Raw genomic sequence first — 18,624 nt, 5'->3', positions numbered from 1 at the left:
GATGAAACTTGTCAAACGCTCCGACAGTGTGAGCAAAGAAACGAACCAGCTTGGCGTATCTCGTCGTGCATTCATGAAAAACACTTCGCTTGCCGCTGGTGGTGCAGTGGTTGGTGCTAGTCTATTCGCACCGGGAATGATGAAAAAAGCGCAAGCAAAATCAGTCGATCCAGAAGCGAAAACAGAAGTAAAACGTACTATCTGTTCTCACTGTTCAGTGGGTTGTGGTATTTACGCAGAAGTTCAAAATGGTGTTTGGACGGGTCAAGAGCCTGCATTCGACCACCCATTTAACGCCGGTGGTCACTGTGCAAAAGGCGCAGCACTGCGTGAACATGGCCACGGTGAGCGCCGTCTTAAATACCCAATGAAGCTTGAAAACGGTAAGTGGAAAAAGCTTTCTTGGGATCAAGCGATCGAAGAAATCGGTAACAAGGTGATGGACATCCGCAAAGAGTCTGGGCCTGATTCGGTTTACTTCTTGGGAAGCGCAAAGCACAGCAACGAACAAGCGTACTTGTTCCGCAAAATGGCATCACTTTGGGGTACGAACAACGTTGACCACCAAGCGCGTATTTGTCACTCAACAACCGTGGCGGGTGTAGCGAACACTTGGGGGTACGGTGCGATGACCAACTCTTTCAATGACATGCACAACTGTAAGTCGATGCTATTCATTGGTTCAAATCCAGCTGAAGCACACCCAGTAGCGATGCAGCACATTCTGATCGCGAAAGAGAAGAACAACTGTAAGATCGTCGTAGCGGATCCTCGTCGTACACGTACGGCAGCAAAATCGGATCACTATGTATCACTTCGTCCTGGTTCTGACGTAGCATTCATTTGGGGTGTGTTGTGGCACATCTTCGAAAACCAATGGGAAGATAAAGAGTTCATCCGTCAACGTGTATTCGGTATGGATGAGATCCGTGCTGAAGTGGCGAAATGGACGCCAGCAGAAGTTGAGCGCGTAACAGGCGTAAGCGAAGAAGACGTTTACCAAACAGCAAAACTGCTTTCTGAAAATCGCCCGGGCTGTATTGTTTGGTGTATGGGTGGTACTCAGCATACTACTGGTAACAACAACACACGTGCTTACTGTGTGCTTGAGCTAGCGCTTGGAAACATTGGTAAATCAGGCGGCGGTGCAAACATCTTCCGTGGTCACGATAACGTACAAGGCGCAACCGACCTTGGCGTGCTCTCTGACACGCTACCGGGCTACTACGGCCTTTCTGAAGGCGCTTGGCGTCATTGGTCAAAAGTGTGGGAAATCGATTACGAATGGATCAAAGGTCGTTTCGATGACAACGCTTATAGCGGTCAGAAACCAATGCACAGTGCAGGTATTCCTGTATCTCGTTGGGTTGATGGTGTACTGGAAAACAAAGACAACATTCGTCAACGCGAAAACATCCGTGCAATGTTCTACTGGGGACACGCAGTGAACTCTCAAACACGTGGTGTTGAGATGAAAAAAGCGATGCAGAAGTTGGACATGATGGTGATTGTGGACCCATACCCAACGGTTGCTGCGGTAATGAACGACCGTACCGACGGCGTTTACCTGCTTCCTGCAACAACACAGTTTGAAACACACGGCAGCGTTACCGCTTCTAACCGCTCTCTACAATGGCGTGATCAGGTGATTGAACCTTTGTTTGAATCAAAACCAGACCACGAAATCATGTACCTGCTTTCGAAGAAACTGGGCTATTCCGATCTTCTGTTCAAAAACATCCGTGTTGAAAACAACCAGCCGGTGATTGAAGACCTAACGCGTGAATTCAACAAAGGCATGTGGACGATTGGTTACACAGGCCAAAGCCCAGAGCGTTTGAAAGCGCACCAACAAAACTGGCATACGTTCCACAAAACCACATTGGAAGCGGAAGGTGGCCCTGTCAACGGTGAAACCTATGGTCTACCTTGGCCATGCTGGGGCACACCAGAAATGAAACACCCAGGTACACACATTCTGTACGATACGTCAAAGACGGTTGCAGAAGGTGGCGGTAATTTCCGTACGCGCTTTGGTGTGGAATTTGAAGGCAAGAGCCTTCTTGCAGAAGACAGTTATTCGAAAGGCTGTGAGATCAAAGACGGTTACCCAGAGTTCACTGACAAGTTATTGAAACAACTTGGTTGGTGGGACGACCTAACTGCTGAAGAGAAAGTGGCAGCAGAGGGTAAAAACTGGAAAACAGATCTGTCTGGCGGTATTCAGCGTGTCGCGATCAAGCACGGTTGTATTCCATTTGGTAACGCGAAAGCGCGTGCGATTGTTTGGACGTTCCCAGACCGTGTGCCACTGCATCGTGAACCACTTTACACACCACGTCGTGACCTTGTAACGGATTACCCAACTTGGGAAGACAAAGATGCAATCTTCCGTGTACCTACGTTGTATAAATCCATTCAAGAGCAAGACAAATCGGGCGAGTACCCAATCGTTCTGACTTCTGGCCGTCTGGTTGAATACGAAGGTGGTGGTGAAGAGACGCGTTCAAACCCTTGGCTTGCCGAGCTTCAACAAGAAATGTTTGTTGAAGTGAACCCGAAAGACGCGAACGATCTTGGCTTTAGAGATGGTGATGATGTTTGGGTTGAAGGTGCAGAGAAAGGACGAATCAAGGTGAAAGCGATGGTAACACGTCGTGTGAAACCTGGTTTGGCGTTCATTCCGTTCCACTTTGGCGGTAAGTTCGAAGGTGAAGACCTACGCCCTAAATACCCAGAAGGTACACAACCTTACGTTGTTGGCGAATCGGCTAACACGGCAACCACTTACGGTTACGACCCGGTTACCTTGATGCAGGAAACCAAAGTAACCCTATGTAACATTCGTAAAGCGTAAGGAGTCTGACAATGGCACGAATGAAATTTCTATGTGACACCAAACGCTGTATCGAGTGTAACGGCTGTGTTACTGCATGTAAGAACGAAAACGACGATGCGCTTGAATGGGGCATTCAACGTCGCCGCGTGGTAACACTAAACGACGGTGAAGCTGGTGAAAACTCTATCTCTGTTGCTTGTATGCACTGTACCGATGCGCCTTGTATGGCAGTTTGTCCAGCTGATTGTTTCGAACATACCGAAGACGGCATCGTTCTTCACAATAAAGATCTGTGTATCGGTTGTGGTTACTGTTTGTTTGCTTGTCCGTTTGGCGCACCTCAATTTCCTAAACAAGAGGCGTTTGGTGAACGTGGCAAAATGGATAAATGTACTTTCTGCGCGGGCGGCCCAGAAACAGAGCCTGGCTCTGAGGAAGAACGTCAAAAATACGGTGCGAACCGTATCGCAGAAGGCAAGTTACCTATGTGTGCATCGCTTTGTTCAACCAAAGCGCTGCTTGCGGGTGACGCAGAGAAAGTCTCTGACATTTTCCGTCAACGTGTGGTAGAACGCGGCGCGAAAAACGCAGGTTGGACAGACGGAAACGATCTTTCTTACGATGCGACGAAAAGCTAAGTAAGGAGAGGCACATGTTAAACACGCTTAAACGTGCATCTCTAGCAATGCTGTCAATGATGACGGCATTGCTGCTGACTTTCGCAATGCCTGCTTCAGGAGAGGAACAATCTTCTAAAGTTATTCAACAGGAGATCACGCAACTCGCCGGGGCAGACTATTGGCGCGAAGTCAGAGAGGGGCAAGAAGGCTACACCACGTCCCAATCGCCAGAACATGGCGTATTGATCAGTAAACCTGGTGAGACTTGGTACATTCTAAAAGAGAAATGGATGTCTCCTGCTGGTGCTGTCGCGATTTTCGGCAGTATCGCGATGGTTATCATGGCTTACATATTCGTTGGTCCTTTGATGCTTAGCAAGCCGCGTACTGGTAAAAAGATGAAGCGTTGGTCTCGTTTAGACCGCGCGCTTCACTGGAGTATGGCGTTTACATTCTTAACGTTGGCATTCAGTGGTTTGATGCTGGTTTACGGTAAGCACTTCTTAAAACCGTACGTTACTACTGAGTTCTGGGGCTTTATCGTCATGTTGGCGAAGCAGTACCACAATTACATGGGACCATTGTTCTTCATTTTGCTGATGCTCGTGCTCTTTAAATGGTGGCGCAAGTCGATTCCAAACATGACTGATGTTCGTTGGTTCATGAAAATGGGCGGTATGGTTGGTAAACACAAAGGCACACATCCGTCAGCTGGTTTCTCAAACGGTGGTGAGAAGGCAATCTATTGGTTATTGATCTTCTTTGGTGCTATCGCGGCAGTGAGTGGCTTAGTTCTGGACTTTCCTATCTTTGGCCAAACTCGCCGTGACATGGAGCTTTCTAACTTAGTTCATGCGATTTCGGCGCTGATTCTAATCTGTGGCTTTATCTTCCACATCTATATTGGTCTATTCGGTATGGAAGGTGCGCTAGAAGGCATGGTGACAGGTGAAGTTGATGAAACATGGGCGAAAGAGCATCACGATCTTTGGTATGAAGAAGTGAAATCCAAAGAAGCAATGGGCGAAACAGATACGGCACAAACGGAAGTAAAAGGAGCGAAAGCGAATGAACAAACCTCATAACGGGATTTGGGTTGCGTACATCCTGAGCTGTCTGACCCCGTTTACGTTTCTGATCTCAGGCGTTATCGCAATTATCTATGCGGGTTACCGATTAGATAAGGGAGAAGACAGCGACGTAGTGATTTCTCATTACTACGGTTTAATTCGTACCTTCTTTCTATACCTGACGTTTTTTGTTGTGTTGATCGTCACCGTCGCGACTTCTAATGGTGTACTCGTTGGCGTGAGTGATTATTGGTTGCATAGTACTTTACTTGAAACCATCGCTTACTTTATTCCTTGGGTAGGGATGGTGTTTGCTGCATTAGCCATCTTGGTGTGGTTTATGCGAATGTTTCAAGGGATGCAGCAACTGCGCAATAACCAACCACACAGACCATCGACAGGTCCAAACCTTTAATCAATATTCTTTAAGCAAAACCGCCGTAACAGGCGGTTTTTTGTTGCTGTTTTGTCTCAAATATGAAGCACTTAGTCGCAGGGGTGATACTTGATGCAACTTATTGAGTGAATTTACGTAACTGAGCAGGAAATCATAGTTAAGTAAGAAACATGTAAAAAAATCGCGTCACGATGAGACATTAGTCTCACTCACGCTATTGTTCATTTACTCAGGATTCATCGTCCCGTTAAAGTACGCTGCGCTCAGAAATTCAAAGAGTTGCATACGTGAAAATTGCCATCAATACATTCAGTCTACGCATACAGAGGAATCTCTATCGGAGGATGTTTGATTAAGGCATCTTGCTCTCACAAATAAAAAGAGCGAAACGAGCATTAAATGATGTGGCAAGGTAAGAAAAGGACAAACACGTTACGGCTATGATCCCTCAATTCGTAATTCCTATCACGAATCGCTTTGGTGAAAGTTATCACTTCTCTGGTCAGTTACTTACTAGCGGCGAACCTAAAACATTCGTGACCAAACAAGAGGCAATAGAGTTTCTTGAGAGCTTTGGTGAGCTTGACCTTCGCTCTGTCGAGGACTTGTTCTATGCGATTGGTCAATTCAAGCCAAACATACCTGACGGTGAGCTTACTTCCCAACACTATAATTCAACGTTTGCCAATGCTTTGGTGAACGGTGACTTGCATGTCGCTCGAATTGTACCTACCGGCGAAAACTACGCACTCTCGTCAGCGGTTACGCCTCCACCGACTCAAAATACCGTCAATGCAAAACCATCGAAGGGAAAGGGGAAGTCGAATAAAAAGAGGGGCAGAAGTGCCGCATCCGACAAGCCTCAGCAACAAAGCAGCGAAAAACATGAGAAAGCTGGTGATCCTGTATCACTTGTGACGGGTGAAGAAATTCTCGAACTCTATGATATCGAGCTACAACAAGGTACTACTTGGCAGCGTACTTACCGCTCTTCGCAGTCGGATGTAAATCATGGAATGGGCTTTGGTTGGCGACATGCATTTCAGTTTGAATTACGCGAAAAGACGAACGAGAAAGACAATGTGATCGCTTGGGAGTTTGTTGACGATAAGGCCGATATCACAGAATTTGAGCCAGTAGATATTGGAGCAACAAGTTACCAGATATACGCTGGTGCGAGCTGTTATTTCCTAAATTCAGCAACTCGGATCGTGACGCTCGCTAATGGGCATCAATATCGATTTGAACAGAAAGATGATCGTTGGCTTGTTAAACAAGTCAGAAATGGCACGTTTTCAACGTTTCAACTGCAGTATTCTCGAAACCATCGATTGATCGAGATCGCATATAACAAGCGTTCGGTTCTTGAATGTCAATATGATAAGCAAGGACGCCTTGTAGAACTGCTTAATGCAAAGTCCCAAAAAGTTCTGACAACTTATACCTATGATGAGCACGATGATTTGGTCAGTGCAACTAATCATTTGGGCTTAAAGGAACAATATCAATATAGCGGTCATTTAATTGTTAAGCGTATACGACCAACTGGCTTTACTCATTATTTTGCATGGGATGGCGAAGGTGCAAAAGCGAAATGCATCAGAAACGTTGGGGACGCAGGAATTTATGACTATCGCTTCCATTATCAAGGAAATCACTCTTCTTATTCTGACTCGTTAGATCATCAATGGTCTTTCTTGCATGACGAGCAGGGTAACTTACTCGAGAAAATAAGCCCCACAGGTAAAACTTGGCGATGGCAATATGATGAATTAGGACGAAAAGCACAAGCTATCTATCCTGATCAGTCAACGGTCAATTATCAATATAATCAGCATGGTCAATTAGTTTCTAAGTTTCATTCCTCTGGCAAAGAAATTCAATATGGTTATGACGGCTTAGGTAAGTTAGTTAAAACGGTTTCACCTGACGGGGATATCGAGAAGGCTTACTACAATAGCCTCGGTCAAAGAGTTTGGGATACCGATCAGTTCGGCTGTGTCACGGAATATGATTACGATAAACACGGTCAAGTCGTCAAAAAAGAGTCTGAAGATGGTAAGAAAAGTCAGTGGTGGTGGGATGAACAACAAAGACTTATCGCGAATGAAATAGACGGTACATTACTTCGTTACAGCTACAACGAAGAAGATCTAGTGAATGGCGTCGCTTATCCCGATGGGTGCATTGCTCAACTCGCTTATGATCAATTTGGCAGGCGTACATCGGTTAGTTATTTTAACGACGAAGACAAAGTCGGTTATAGCGAAGAATATTCTTACGATGAGCACAGCCGTGTTGCTCAGATTCGAACTCCAGCAGGCATTACCTCGTATCAATGGGGAGCACTCGCGCAACAAGAAGCAGTCATCTTCCCCGATGGCAGCCATATTTCTTACGAATACGATCAACAACGTAACCTGACTAAATTAGTTCGGAGTGACGGCTTAGAATTCGAATTCCTGTATGACGATGAAGGCCAGCTGTCAGGAACTGTCGGGTTTGATAATCTACAAAGCCAATTTGATTATGATCATATGGGGCGAATCCATCGTAAGCAAGTCGCAGATAGGACGGTGCTGTATCGCTATGACGCTGCGGGTTATCTCAAGCACGTCAAAGCAGGAAATGGTAGCAGTATTGTAGAGAACCACTTCAATTATACGCTTGGTGGGAGACTTACTTTCGCATCCAATCGCCATCACACATTGCAATACCAATACTCTTCATTCGGGCATTTAACAAAGCGCATTCAAGGCCAGTTTGAGATAGCGCAGGAGTTTAACAGAGTTGGCCAACGCGTATCTCAGGTACTGCCAGATAATACGGAGCTGAACTTCTCTTATGATCGATATGGGCGTTTTTCAGCGATTCGGTTTGGAAACCTAGATTTACCTCAAATCAAATTTCATTACGATGAAATGGGACGAGTTTCCCAAATTGAAACGGCACATTTTAATGAGCGCATCATTTATGATGGTGTTGGTCGTTTGGTCGAACAACATTGGCCGGATAGAGAGAAAAAGTACGTTTACAATGCGCAAAACCGTATTTCATCAATCATTAATAATATGGCAGGAGCAACGCACTATCAGTACGATACCTTAGGGCAACTGAAACGAGTCAATGCTTCCGGAGAAGTGACTAAGTTTGAATACGATAGTTTTGGCAATCCTACTTTGCCATCTTCAGAGGTATTCGCTGATCGTATTGAAGTACACGATGATGTCCGGTTCAAATATGACGCGCAAGGAAACCAGACAAAACGTGAAGGGCAAGGACACGTTCAGACTCGCGTATTTGATGCGTTAAATCAGCTCATTGAAGTTCACACCGACGATGGTATCAGTCAATATGAATATGATGCATTAGGGCGCAGAACGAAGAAAATTACACAACAAGGCGTTACAGAGTTCCTGTGGGAAGGTGAACGTTTAATTGGTGAACGTTCTTCAGGTGCTTTCCGTTGGTATCTATATCAACCAGAAACCTACACGCCAGTGGCACTGCTAGAAAATGACGTTATTTATTGGTACCAGTGCGATCAAGTTGGTAAACCAGAGCGACTGATCGATTGCGAAGGGAATGTTGTATGGAGTGCCAGCTACGATGCTCACGGCTTTGCTCATGTACATATTGAAAAAGTAGTAAATCCATTGCGTTTTCAAGGACAGTATTTCGATCAAGAAACCAACTTACATTACAACCTCGCTCGGTATTACGACCCTAAGCTAGGACGTTTTATCCAACAAGATCCGATATCTATTGCTGGTGGTATTAATCATTACCAATATGCAGTCAACCCTATCCAATGGATTGACCCAACAGGTTTCCTATGTGAAGAAGGGCTAAAACGCTTGGGTCAAATGTTGGCAGAGTATCAGGCGCAAAGCGATGTTCCCCAAGAGGTTTGCGATCAGATTTTAGAAGCAGCAAAAGAGTCATCCGTCGGAGAAGATGGCGTTCGCTCGCAAGTCAAAATCCGCAAACCCAAAGGTAAAAATCATATTCGATATGAGTACGATTTAGACCATATTGATTGCGAGAAGAACGAGATTACTTTTTATCGCCACATTAATCATTCTGACGGAAGCAAACATGAAGTGCAGTACGTAGTCGGGATAGAAGAGTTTGTTAATGCTCACGTGTTTGATTCAGAGAAGGTCGGTGGCGATAAGACCTGCACCATCTTCACCGAGGACCTAGTGCTGAATAAAGCGGATTACAAGGATAACTCAGAATTCGAATTCAATAATAAGGATGAGGATGAGAAATACAAACTTTCTGAAGAATGCAAACAAAAGGTTGATGAGTGTTTAGCAGAACGTCAAAAGGCAATGGATGCGCGTAGCGGCGAAGAAGGGCATAACGCCCAAATTGCTAAAATTAACCAGCAGTCAGCAAAAATTGGTGAGTTGGTCGCGGATGACTTTGTTCGGAATATACGCCCTAATGCTAAGTTGATCCATCCCAAAGACCTTGCAACTTCGGGATCGAAACCAGGTGATTTCGATATGGTGTACCTCTCAGATGATCCTGAAGAAATCATCATCGTCGAGGCTAAGGGTGGCAGCAGCCCGCTCGGCAGTCGTAAAATTGGAAATATGGCATATCAGCAAGGGACAACTGAATATACAGCAGCAATTATTGGTGAGATGTCTAAGCAAGAACAAGGTACAACGGAAAAGATTGCTGCAAATCACATCAAATCCGCTATCAAAGATGATATTCCGATTCGTTATATTCATACACAAGCAGAAATATCTTCAGATGGTAAAGTCTCGAAAATTAAAGCGAAAGAATTTGATATAGACATGGGAGAATTTGGAAATGTTTGATGCCAAGGAATTAAAAAAGATTGAGCGATTGGCTCATATTAGTCTAACTCAAGCGGCAATAGATGCTTACAGAGAAGAAGTAAAAGAGAACTTAGATAAACGAAAAAGGCGCATTGCGATAAAAAGAGAAAACTTGGTTTATTTGAGTGATGATGTGTCTGAGCAAATTCGCCTGTATACATGGCTACCTCCATTAAATGATGATGAGAGAACCGGCACACTATGTCTATATGAAGCATCATTAATGCGTGCATTTTATCATCAGCTCGCCATGAGACCTGACGAGCCTCAAAGTATTCAATTACCTGGATACCCGGAAGTAACCTGGAAAGGTGAAGGTATTTTAAAAACGGGGTGTTTACACCCTAACCGATGGCTTGATGCTTATTTCACTTCGGTGATCGTGCGTGACAGGCCAAGTATGGACGTATTGGCGAGCTTTCCGGTTTCTCTGATGAAACAAAGTTCTACGAAGGCTGGTGAGCTTTCTTACATGCTGGTGGATGTGATTCAGTCATTCCACAACCGCACATCGGATTACCCCGATAAGCTAGTCGCAGCAATGGACGCTGCAGTTGCTCAGGGTGATGACTGGGCATTAGAAATCGCCATGGGCATTTTAGAAACCTTTGCCGCCCTGACAACCGATATTGATTATGACTTTGAAGAGGTACTCATTAAGAACCTGCAGTTCCAGGAGCAATATCAAATGCGCTTGGATGCTCCTAAAAAATTGATTTCAATCGAAACCTTCATCTCTTTCCCTCTGCTTGGCATGGCTTGTATGTGGTACGACAAAGGTAACTGTTTATCTGTTGAAACCGGTTGGCTTCCTCCTTATCTCGTTGAAGGGCGTTGGCTAGAAGATGTAAAAGTAGGGAAGATCACACGATAAATTATCATTTATATAGAAATTCAGTATATAAGCCACCTTTCACGAGGTGGCTTATATGTTTACCGATATTCAATCAACCCCATCCAGTGGATTGACCCAACAGGTTTTCTTTGTGAAGAAGGGCTAAAACGCTTGCAGAAAATGCTGGCTGAGTATCAGGCGCAAAACAACGTTCCCCAAGAGGTTTGCGATCAGATTTTAGAAGCAGCAAAAGAGTCATCTGTCGGAGAAGATGGCGTTCGTTCGCAAGTCAAAATCCGAAAACCCAAAGGTAAAAACAATATTCGATATGAATACGATTTAGACCATATTGATTGTGAGAGAAACGAGATTACTTTTTATCGTCATATCAATCATTCAGATGGCAGCAGACACGAAGTGCAGTATGTTGTTGGGATTGAGGAATTTGTAAATGCGCATGTTTTTGACTCAGAGAAAGTTGGCGAGGAAGAAGGTTGCACGATCTTCACTGAAGATCTTGTGCTGAATAAAGCAGAGTATAAAGAAAACTCAGAACTCAATATGAGTGATTATGAGCTAACAGAAAAAAACAAAGCAAAAATTGATGAATGCTTGAAAGAGCGTCAAGAGGCAATGGACGCTCGAACTGGCGAAGAGGGATATAATGCTCAAATTGGCAATATTAACCAACAGTCTGCAAAAATTGGTGAGTTAGCCGCGGATGACTTTGTCCGGAGTAAACGTCCTAATGCTAAGCTGCTTCATCCCAAAGATATTGGAACCTCAATTTCGAAGCCGGGCGATTTTGATATGGTTTACGAGGTGGAAGAGCCGCCACCAGGTGAAATTATAATTGTTGAGGCCAAAGGGGGTAGCAGCCCGCTGGGTAGCAGAAAAATTGGAAATATGGCATATCAGCAAGGGACAACGGAATACACTGCCGAAATCACCAACCTAATGTCTGAAAAAAGGAAGGAACGACTGAAAAATTAGCTGCCGACGAAATTCAATACGCCGCTTTATCCGGCAGAACTATTCGATATATACATACTCAAGCGAATATCCCTGAAAGTGGTAAGGCCTCAGATGTAAAACTAGAAGTGGCAGAGTTTAAAATTGATTCAAAAGGATTAAGTCAAAATGCAAAGTAAAGAATCGGTCAAATTTTTAGAGCGAAAAGCAAATCCTGAACTTGACACACAAGCCATTGTGAATCGGAAAAAATTTATAAACCGGGTTTTAGATAACAGAAAAGAAGGCCTTAAAATCAGGCGGGAAAATCTGGTCAGTCTTGGGGATTTTGCCATTGACCAGGTTCGCTGGTATACCTGGTTTCAAGCCTCTCATGAAGACGAACAAATTTGTACATTACGCCTTTATGAAACTTCTTTAATGGGAGCCTGTTATCATCAACTTGCTATGAATCCCAATGAAGAATTAACTATCAAGATCCTTGACTATCCTGAAGTAAAGTGGGGTGGTGAAAGCATTTTAAAAACGGGGTGCATAAATCCTAATAGATGGATCGATATGTATTTTATATCGACAGTTGTGCGTGACAGGCCAAGTTTAGACGCATTGGCGAACTTTCCGATTTCTTTGATGAGACAGAGCTCTACCAAATCGGGTGAGCTGTCTTATATGTTAGTAGACGTCATACAGTCGTTCCATAACCGCACATCGGATTATCCTGACAAGCTCGTCGCAGCAATGGACGCAGCGGTAGCCCAAGGGGATAACTGGGCGTTGGAAATTGCGATGGGGATCCTAGAAACCTTCGCGGCGCTCACTACCGACATTGGTTATGACTTTGAGAAAATGCTCGTTAAAAACCTACAGTTCCAAGAGAAATACCAAATGAGGCTTGATAAGCCAGAGGACTTGATTTCTATAGAAACTTTCATATCTTTCCCTCTTCTTGGCATGGCCTGTATGTGGTACGACAAAGGCAACCGTTTATCAGTTGAAACTGGTTGGCTTCCTCCCTATCTCGTCGAAGGATGTTGGCTAGAAGAAGTAAAAGCAGGGAAGATCACTCGATAAACCCCTTTAGTTAGCAATTCAGTATAATAACTTTCAAATCGCCAAGATTAATCGGCAATCTGCAGAAATTGGTGAGTTGGCCGCAGATGACGTTGTCCGGAGTAAGCGTCCTAATGCTAAGCTGCTTTATCCCAAAGATATTGGAACCTCAATTTCGAAGCCGGGCGACTTTGATATGGTTTACGATGTGGAAGAGTCTCCACCAGGTGAAATTATCATTGTTGAGGCTAAAGGGGGTAGCAGCCCGCTGGGTAGCCGTAAGCTCGGAAATATGGCATATCAGCAAGGGACCACTGAATATGCGACAGAAATAGTATCTTTGATGGACAGTAAGAAATATGGGACTACAGAAAAGGCAGCTGCTAATAGCATTAACTCTGCTATTCAAGATGGTATACCAATACGTTATGTACATACGCAAGCAGAAATATCTTCTAGTGGTAAGGTTTCCAAGTTCATAGCAAAAGAGTTTGATATAGATATAGGAGAGTTCAGAAATGGTTGATAACTCAAAGGTAAAAAAGGTTGAACGAGTAGCTCATGTTGAACTAAGTGATTTTGAAAGAGAAGCTTATCGAGAAGAGATAAAAGAGAGCTTAGACAAAAGGAAAAGGCGCATATCTATAAAACGAGAAAACTTGGTTTACTTGAGCGATGGTATTTCTTATCAACTCCGTTTGTATACATGGTTACCTCCATTAGATGATGATGAGAGAATCGGCACACTATGTCTATATGAAGCATCATTAATGCGTGCCTTTTATCATCAGCTCGCCATGAGACCTGACGAGCCTCAAAGTATTCAATTACCTGGATACCCGGAAGTAATCTGGAAAGGTGAAGGTATTTTAAAAACGGGGTGTTTACACCCTAACCGATGGCTTGATGCTTATTTCACTTCGGTGATTGTGCGTGACAAACCCAGTATGGACCTGTTGGCGAACTTTCCGATTTCTCTAATGAAGCAAAGCGCCACTAAGGAAGGTGAGCTTTCTTACATGTTAGTGGATGTCATTCAGTCATTCCACAACCGCACATCGGATTACCCTGATAAGCTGGTTGCAGCAATGGACGCAGCGGTAGCTCAAGGGGATAACTGGGCGTTGGAAATTGCGATGGGGCTCCTAGAAACCTTCGCAGCGCTCACTACTGACATTGGTTATGATTTTGAGGAAGTGCTCGTTAAAAACCTACAGTTTCAAGAGAAATATCATCTTAGAGAATTAGGACCAGATAGGATAGGCATCCGAACTTTTATTAACTTCCCTCTGCTTGGCATGGCTTGTATGTGGTACGACAAAGGCAACCGTTTATCTATTGAAACCGGTTGGCTTCCTCCTTATCTCGTCGAGGGGCGTTGGCTAGAAGAAGTAAAAGCAGGGAAGATCACTCGATAAATTATCATTTAGTTAGAAATTCAGTATATAAGCCACCTTTCACGAGGTGGCTTATATGTTTACCGATATTCAATCAACCCCATCTAGTGGATTGACCCAACAGGTTTCCTCTGTGAAGAAGGGTTAAAATGCTTACAGCAAATGCTGGCAGAGTATCAGGCGCAAATAACGTTCCCCAAAAGGTAAAAATCATATCCGATATGAATACGATTTAGACCATATCGATTGCGAGAGAAACGAGATTACTTTTTATCGTCATATTAATCATTCAGATGGCACCAGACACGAAGTGCAGTATGTTGTTGGGATTGAGGAGTTTGTCAATGCGCATGTTTTTGACTCTGAGAAAGTTGGTGGGGAGAAAGGTTGCACGATCTTCACTGAAGATCTTGTGCTGAATAAAGCAGAGTATAAAGAAAACTCAGAACTCAATATGAGTGATTATGAGCTAACAGAAAAAAACAAAGCAAAAATTGATGAATGCTTGAAAGAGCGTCAAGAGGCAATGGACGCTCGAACTGGCGAAGAGGGATATAATGCTCAAATTGGCAATATTAACCAACAGTCTGCAAAAATTGGTGAGTTAGCCGCGGATGACTTTGTCCGGAGTAAACGTCCTAATGCTAAGCTGCTTCATCCCAAAGATATTGGAACCTCAATTTCGAAGCCGGGCGACTTTGATATGGTTTACGAGGTGGAAGAGCCACCACCAGGTGAAATTATCATTGTTGAGGCCAAAGGGGGGAGCAGTCCTTTGGGTAGTAGAAAAATTGGAAATATGGCATATCAGCAAGGGACAACGGAATACACTGCAGAAATCACCAACCTAATGTCTGAAAAAAAGGAAGGGACGACTGAAAAAATAACAGCAAGAAAAATTCAACATGCAGCTTCGTTCGGTATACCTATTCGATATATACATACTCAAGCAAACATCCCTGAAGGTGGGAATGTCTCAGATGTAAAAGTAGAAGTGTCAGAATTTAAAATTGATTCCAAAGGACTAAGTTAAAATGCAAAGTAAAGTTGTAGAACGCAAAGCAAACCCTGAGTTGAGTGAAAGTGGGGTTTCTTCTGAGAAAGAATTTATCAATAAAATATTAGATAAAAGAAAAGAAGGCCTTAAAATCCGGCGGGAAAACCTGGTCAGTCTTGGTGATTTCGCCATTGACCAGGTTCGCTGGTATACCTGGTTTCAAACCTCGCATGAAGACGAACAAATTTGTACATTACGTCTTTACGAAACTTCTCTAATGGGCGCTTGTTATCATCGACTTGCTAGGAATCCCAATGGTGAATTAACTATAAAGATTCTCGACTATCCTGAAGTAAAGTGGGACGGGGAAGGTATTTTAAAAACGGGGTGCATAAATCCTAATAGATGGATTGATATGTATTTCATATCGACAGTTGTGCGTGACAGGCTAAGTTTAGACGTATTGGCGAACTTTCCGATTTCTTTGATGAGACAGAGCTCTACCAAAGCGGGTGAGCTGTCTTATATGCTAGTAGACGTCATTCAGTCGTTCCACAATCGCACATCGGATTATCCTGATAAGCTGGTTGCAGCAATGGACGCAGCGGTAGCTCAAGGGGATAACTGGGCGTTGGAAATTGCGATGGGGGTCCTAGAAACCTTCGCAGCGCTCACTACTAATATTGGTTATGATTTTGAGGAAGTGCTCGTTAAAAACCTACATTTCCAAGAGAAATACCAAATGAGGCTCGATAAGCCAGAGGACTTGATTTCTATAGAAACTTTCATATCTTTCCCTCTTCTTGGCATGGCCTGTATGTGGTACGACAAAGGCAACCGTTTGTCAGTTGAAACTGGTTGGCTTCCAGCTTATCTCGTCGAAGGACGTTGGCTAGAAGATGTAAAAGCAGGGAAGATCATTCGATAAACTCCTTTAGCAAATCAATATACAAGCCATCTCTCATGGGGTGGCTTTTACGTTTGAGGTGGGGAGCTTGTTGTTTGTTGAACGCTCCATCATTGGTGGCATTACCAATATGCAGTCCACCATATCCAGTGGATTGACCCAACAGGTTTGGGGCAGCCAATACTGGCATAGTATAAAAAAGTCTGAACTCAATACGAGTGATTATGAGCTAACAGAAAGAAACAAAGCAAAAATTGATGAATGCTTGAAAGAGCGTCAAGAGGCAATGGACGCTCGAGCTAGCAAAGAGGGATATCACGCTCAAATTGGTAATAATTAACCAGCAGTCTGCAAAAATTGGTGAGTTGGTCGCGGATGACTTTATTCGGAATATACGCCCTAATGCTAAGTTGAGCCATCCCAAAGACCTTGCAACTTAGGGATCGAAACCAGGTGATTTCAATATGGTGTACCTCTCAGATGATACTGAAGAAATCATCATCGTCGAGGCTAAGGGTGGCAGCAGGCCGCTCGGCAGTCGTAAAATTGGCAATGAAGCATATCAGCAAGGGACAAGCAAATATGCGGCGGAAATCGTTAAATTAATGTCTGAACAAAAAGCTGGTACAACAGAAATTGATGCTTCAGATGGCGTATCTAAAGTGAATGTAAAAGAGTTTGATATTAGCCTCGAAGAATTAGGTTAAGGGAAGTAAAGTTAGTATGAAAAAGATAAATAGAAAAGCAGCCTACGAGTTGAATACTGAGGAACTTAATTACTATACAAAACAAATAGAAAAAAACTTAGAGAAAAGAAAACATCGTATCACAATAAAGCGCGAAAACTTGATATATCTAACAGACGGGGTTTGGGAGCAAGTTAGGTTATATACTTTGTTTCCAGTGTCTGAACTAAATGACCGAATAGGAACGCTGCGTCTATTTGAAGCCTCGATAATGCAAGCTAGCTATCATCGACTAGCTCAAAAACCTGAAAGCCCTTTGACGGTTAAGGTACCTGATCATCCTGAAATAACTTGGAAAGGCGAAGGTATTTTAAAAACAGGTTTCATTTGTCCTTCAATGTGGCTAGATGCGTATTTTACCTCTGTCATCGTTCGTGATAAACCTAGCTTGGACGTATTGGCGAACTTTCCGATTTCTTTGATGAGACAGAGCTCTACCAAAGCGGGTGAGCTGTCTTATATGCTAGTAGACGTCATTCAGTCGTTCCACAATCGCACATCGGATTATCCTGATAAGCTGGTTGCAGCAATGGACGCAGCGGTAGCTCAAGGGGATAACTGGGCGTCGGAAATTGCGATGGGGATCCTAGAGACCTTCGCAGCGCTCACTACTAACATTGGTTATGACTTTGAGGAAGTGCTAGTCAAAAACCTACAATTCCAAGAAAAATATCATCTTCGAGAATTAGGATCAGATAGGATAGGCATCCGCACTTTTATTAACTTCCCACTGCTTGGCATGGCTTGTATGTGGTACGACAAAGGCAACCGTTTATCTGTCGAAACTGGTTGGCTTCCTCCCTATCTCGTCGAAGGGTGTTGGTTAGAGGATGTAAAAGCCGGAAATATAATTCGCTAAGCTTTAAAGGGAGCTAGGTCATCATTTCTGACGTTTTGTTGCGTTACACTTGGCATTATGTGTCCTTTTTAAAGATACCTAAGCCCTTTTACTCGAATAGCTTGAAGCGCTCAGACGTAGTAGTAGAAGTAGCAGAGTTTAAAATTGATTCCAAAGGACTACGTTAAAATGCAAAGTAAAGGAACAATCAAAATTGTAGAACGCAAAGCAGATCCTGAGCTGAGTGAAAGTGGAGTTTATTCTGAGAAAGAATTCATCAATAAGATATTAGAACAGCGAAAAGAAGGTCTTAAAGTCAGGCGAGAAAACTTGGTTAGTTTTGGTGATTTTGCCATTGACCAGGTTCGCTGGTATACCTGGTTTCAAACCTCACATGAAGACGAACAAATTTGTACATTACGTCTTTATGAAACTTCATTAATGGGGGCTTGTTATCATCGGCTGGCTATGTTTCCGAATGAGCCATTAACTGTTCAGATACTCGGTTATCCAGAAGTAACATGGGATGGTAAAGGTATCTTAGAAATGGGCTTCATTTGTCCTTCAATGTGGCTGGATACTTATTTTATATCGGCAATTGTGCGTGACAGGCCAAGTATGGACGTATTGGCGAACTTTCCGATTTCTCTGATGAGACAGAGCTCTACCAAAGTGGGTGAGCTGTCTTATATGTTAGTAGATGTCATTCAGTCGTTCCATAACCGCACATCGGACTACCCTGATAAACTGGTGGCCGCGATGGACGCGGCAGTTGCTCAGGGTAATGACTGGGCGTTAGAAATCGCCATGGGTATTTTGGAAACTTTTGCTGCCCTGACAACTGACATCGGTTATGACTTTGAAGAAGTATTAGTTAAAAACCTACAGTTCCAAGAGCAATACCAAATGAGGCTCGATAAGCCAGAGGACTTAATTTCTATAGAAACCTTCATCTCTTTCCCTCTGCCTGGCATGGCTTGTATGTGGTACGACAAAGGCAACCGTTTATCTGTCGAAACTGGTTGGCTTCCTCCATATCTCGTCGAAGGGTGTTGGTTAGAAGAAGTAAAAGCAGGGAAGATCACACGATAAAACCC

Annotated in this window: 11 protein-coding genes and 4 pseudogenes; all 15 read left to right on the top strand. The window is 43.6% G+C overall.

Annotation, left to right across the window (positions count from 1 at the left end; genetic code table 11):
- Position 1: 1 nt before the first annotated feature.
- Positions 2-2,857: a formate dehydrogenase subunit alpha gene (locus R8O11_RS08820; RefSeq protein ID WP_005377539.1), complete on the top strand. Its 2,856-nt coding sequence runs from the start codon at positions 2-4 to the stop codon at positions 2,855-2,857.
- A gap of 11 nt (positions 2,858-2,868) precedes the next feature.
- Positions 2,869-3,477, top strand: coding sequence for a formate dehydrogenase FDH3 subunit beta (gene fdh3B / locus R8O11_RS08815; protein WP_005377536.1), 609 nt, complete (start codon positions 2,869-2,871; stop codon positions 3,475-3,477).
- 14 nt (positions 3,478-3,491) lie between these two features.
- Complete coding sequence (locus R8O11_RS08810; protein ID WP_318111346.1) at positions 3,492-4,544, top strand: formate dehydrogenase subunit gamma; 1,053 nt, start codon at positions 3,492-3,494, stop codon at positions 4,542-4,544.
- The gene (locus R8O11_RS08805) at positions 4,528-4,944 is read left to right on the top strand and encodes a membrane protein (protein WP_012841836.1); all 417 of its coding nucleotides are present in this window, start codon (positions 4,528-4,530) and stop codon (positions 4,942-4,944) included. Before R8O11_RS08810 ends, R8O11_RS08805 begins: the two co-directional genes overlap by 17 nt.
- A 422-nt stretch (positions 4,945-5,366) precedes the next feature.
- The gene (locus R8O11_RS08800) at positions 5,367-9,764 is read left to right on the top strand and encodes an RHS repeat-associated core domain-containing protein (RefSeq protein WP_318194086.1); all 4,398 of its coding nucleotides are present in this window, start codon (positions 5,367-5,369) and stop codon (positions 9,762-9,764) included.
- Positions 9,757-10,659 (top strand): immunity 49 family protein, encoded by a 903-nt coding sequence (locus R8O11_RS08795; protein ID WP_033905276.1) that lies wholly within the window; start codon positions 9,757-9,759, stop codon positions 10,657-10,659. The genes R8O11_RS08800 and R8O11_RS08795 overlap by 8 nt, the downstream gene beginning before the upstream one ends.
- A gap of 66 nt (positions 10,660-10,725) precedes the next feature.
- Positions 10,726-11,771: pseudogene (locus R8O11_RS08790) on the top strand (type IV secretion protein Rhs); the annotation flags it as partial.
- The gene (locus tag R8O11_RS08785) at positions 11,761-12,663 is read left to right on the top strand and encodes an immunity 49 family protein (protein WP_318194085.1); all 903 of its coding nucleotides are present in this window, start codon (positions 11,761-11,763) and stop codon (positions 12,661-12,663) included. The pseudogene R8O11_RS08790 and the gene R8O11_RS08785, both read left to right, overlap by 11 nt.
- Positions 12,664-12,691: 28 nt before the next feature.
- Positions 12,692-13,168 (top strand): annotated as a pseudogene (locus R8O11_RS08780) (type IV secretion protein Rhs); the annotation flags it as partial.
- A complete protein-coding gene (locus R8O11_RS08775; RefSeq protein WP_033905282.1) occupies positions 13,161-14,060 on the top strand; it encodes an immunity 49 family protein in 900 nt (299 codons plus the stop codon). The pseudogene R8O11_RS08780 and the gene R8O11_RS08775, both read left to right, overlap by 8 nt.
- Positions 14,061-14,126: 66 nt before the next feature.
- Positions 14,127-15,072: pseudogene (locus tag R8O11_RS08770) on the top strand (type IV secretion protein Rhs); the annotation flags it as partial.
- A gap of 1 nt (position 15,073) precedes the next feature.
- Positions 15,074-15,964 carry an immunity 49 family protein gene (locus tag R8O11_RS08765; protein ID WP_033905285.1) on the top strand — a complete coding sequence of 297 codons (891 nt, stop codon included), beginning with the start codon at positions 15,074-15,076 and terminating at the stop codon, positions 15,962-15,964.
- 175 nt (positions 15,965-16,139) lie between these two features.
- Positions 16,140-16,650 (top strand): annotated as a pseudogene (locus tag R8O11_RS08760) (type IV secretion protein Rhs); the annotation flags it as partial.
- Positions 16,651-16,666: 16 nt separating this feature from the next.
- A complete protein-coding gene (locus R8O11_RS08755; RefSeq protein ID WP_206971530.1) occupies positions 16,667-17,548 on the top strand; it encodes an immunity 49 family protein in 882 nt (293 codons plus the stop codon).
- A 168-nt stretch (positions 17,549-17,716) separates the two neighbouring features.
- Positions 17,717-18,619, top strand: a complete 903-nt coding sequence (locus R8O11_RS08750; protein WP_318194084.1) for an immunity 49 family protein — start codon at positions 17,717-17,719, stop codon at positions 18,617-18,619.
- Positions 18,620-18,624: the final 5 nt, after the last annotated feature.

The sequence above is a fragment of the Vibrio sp. 1288 genome (assembly GCF_033344475.1).
The sequence above is the reverse complement of the archived record's forward strand: the minus strand, read 5'-3'. Positions and strand labels throughout refer to the sequence as shown.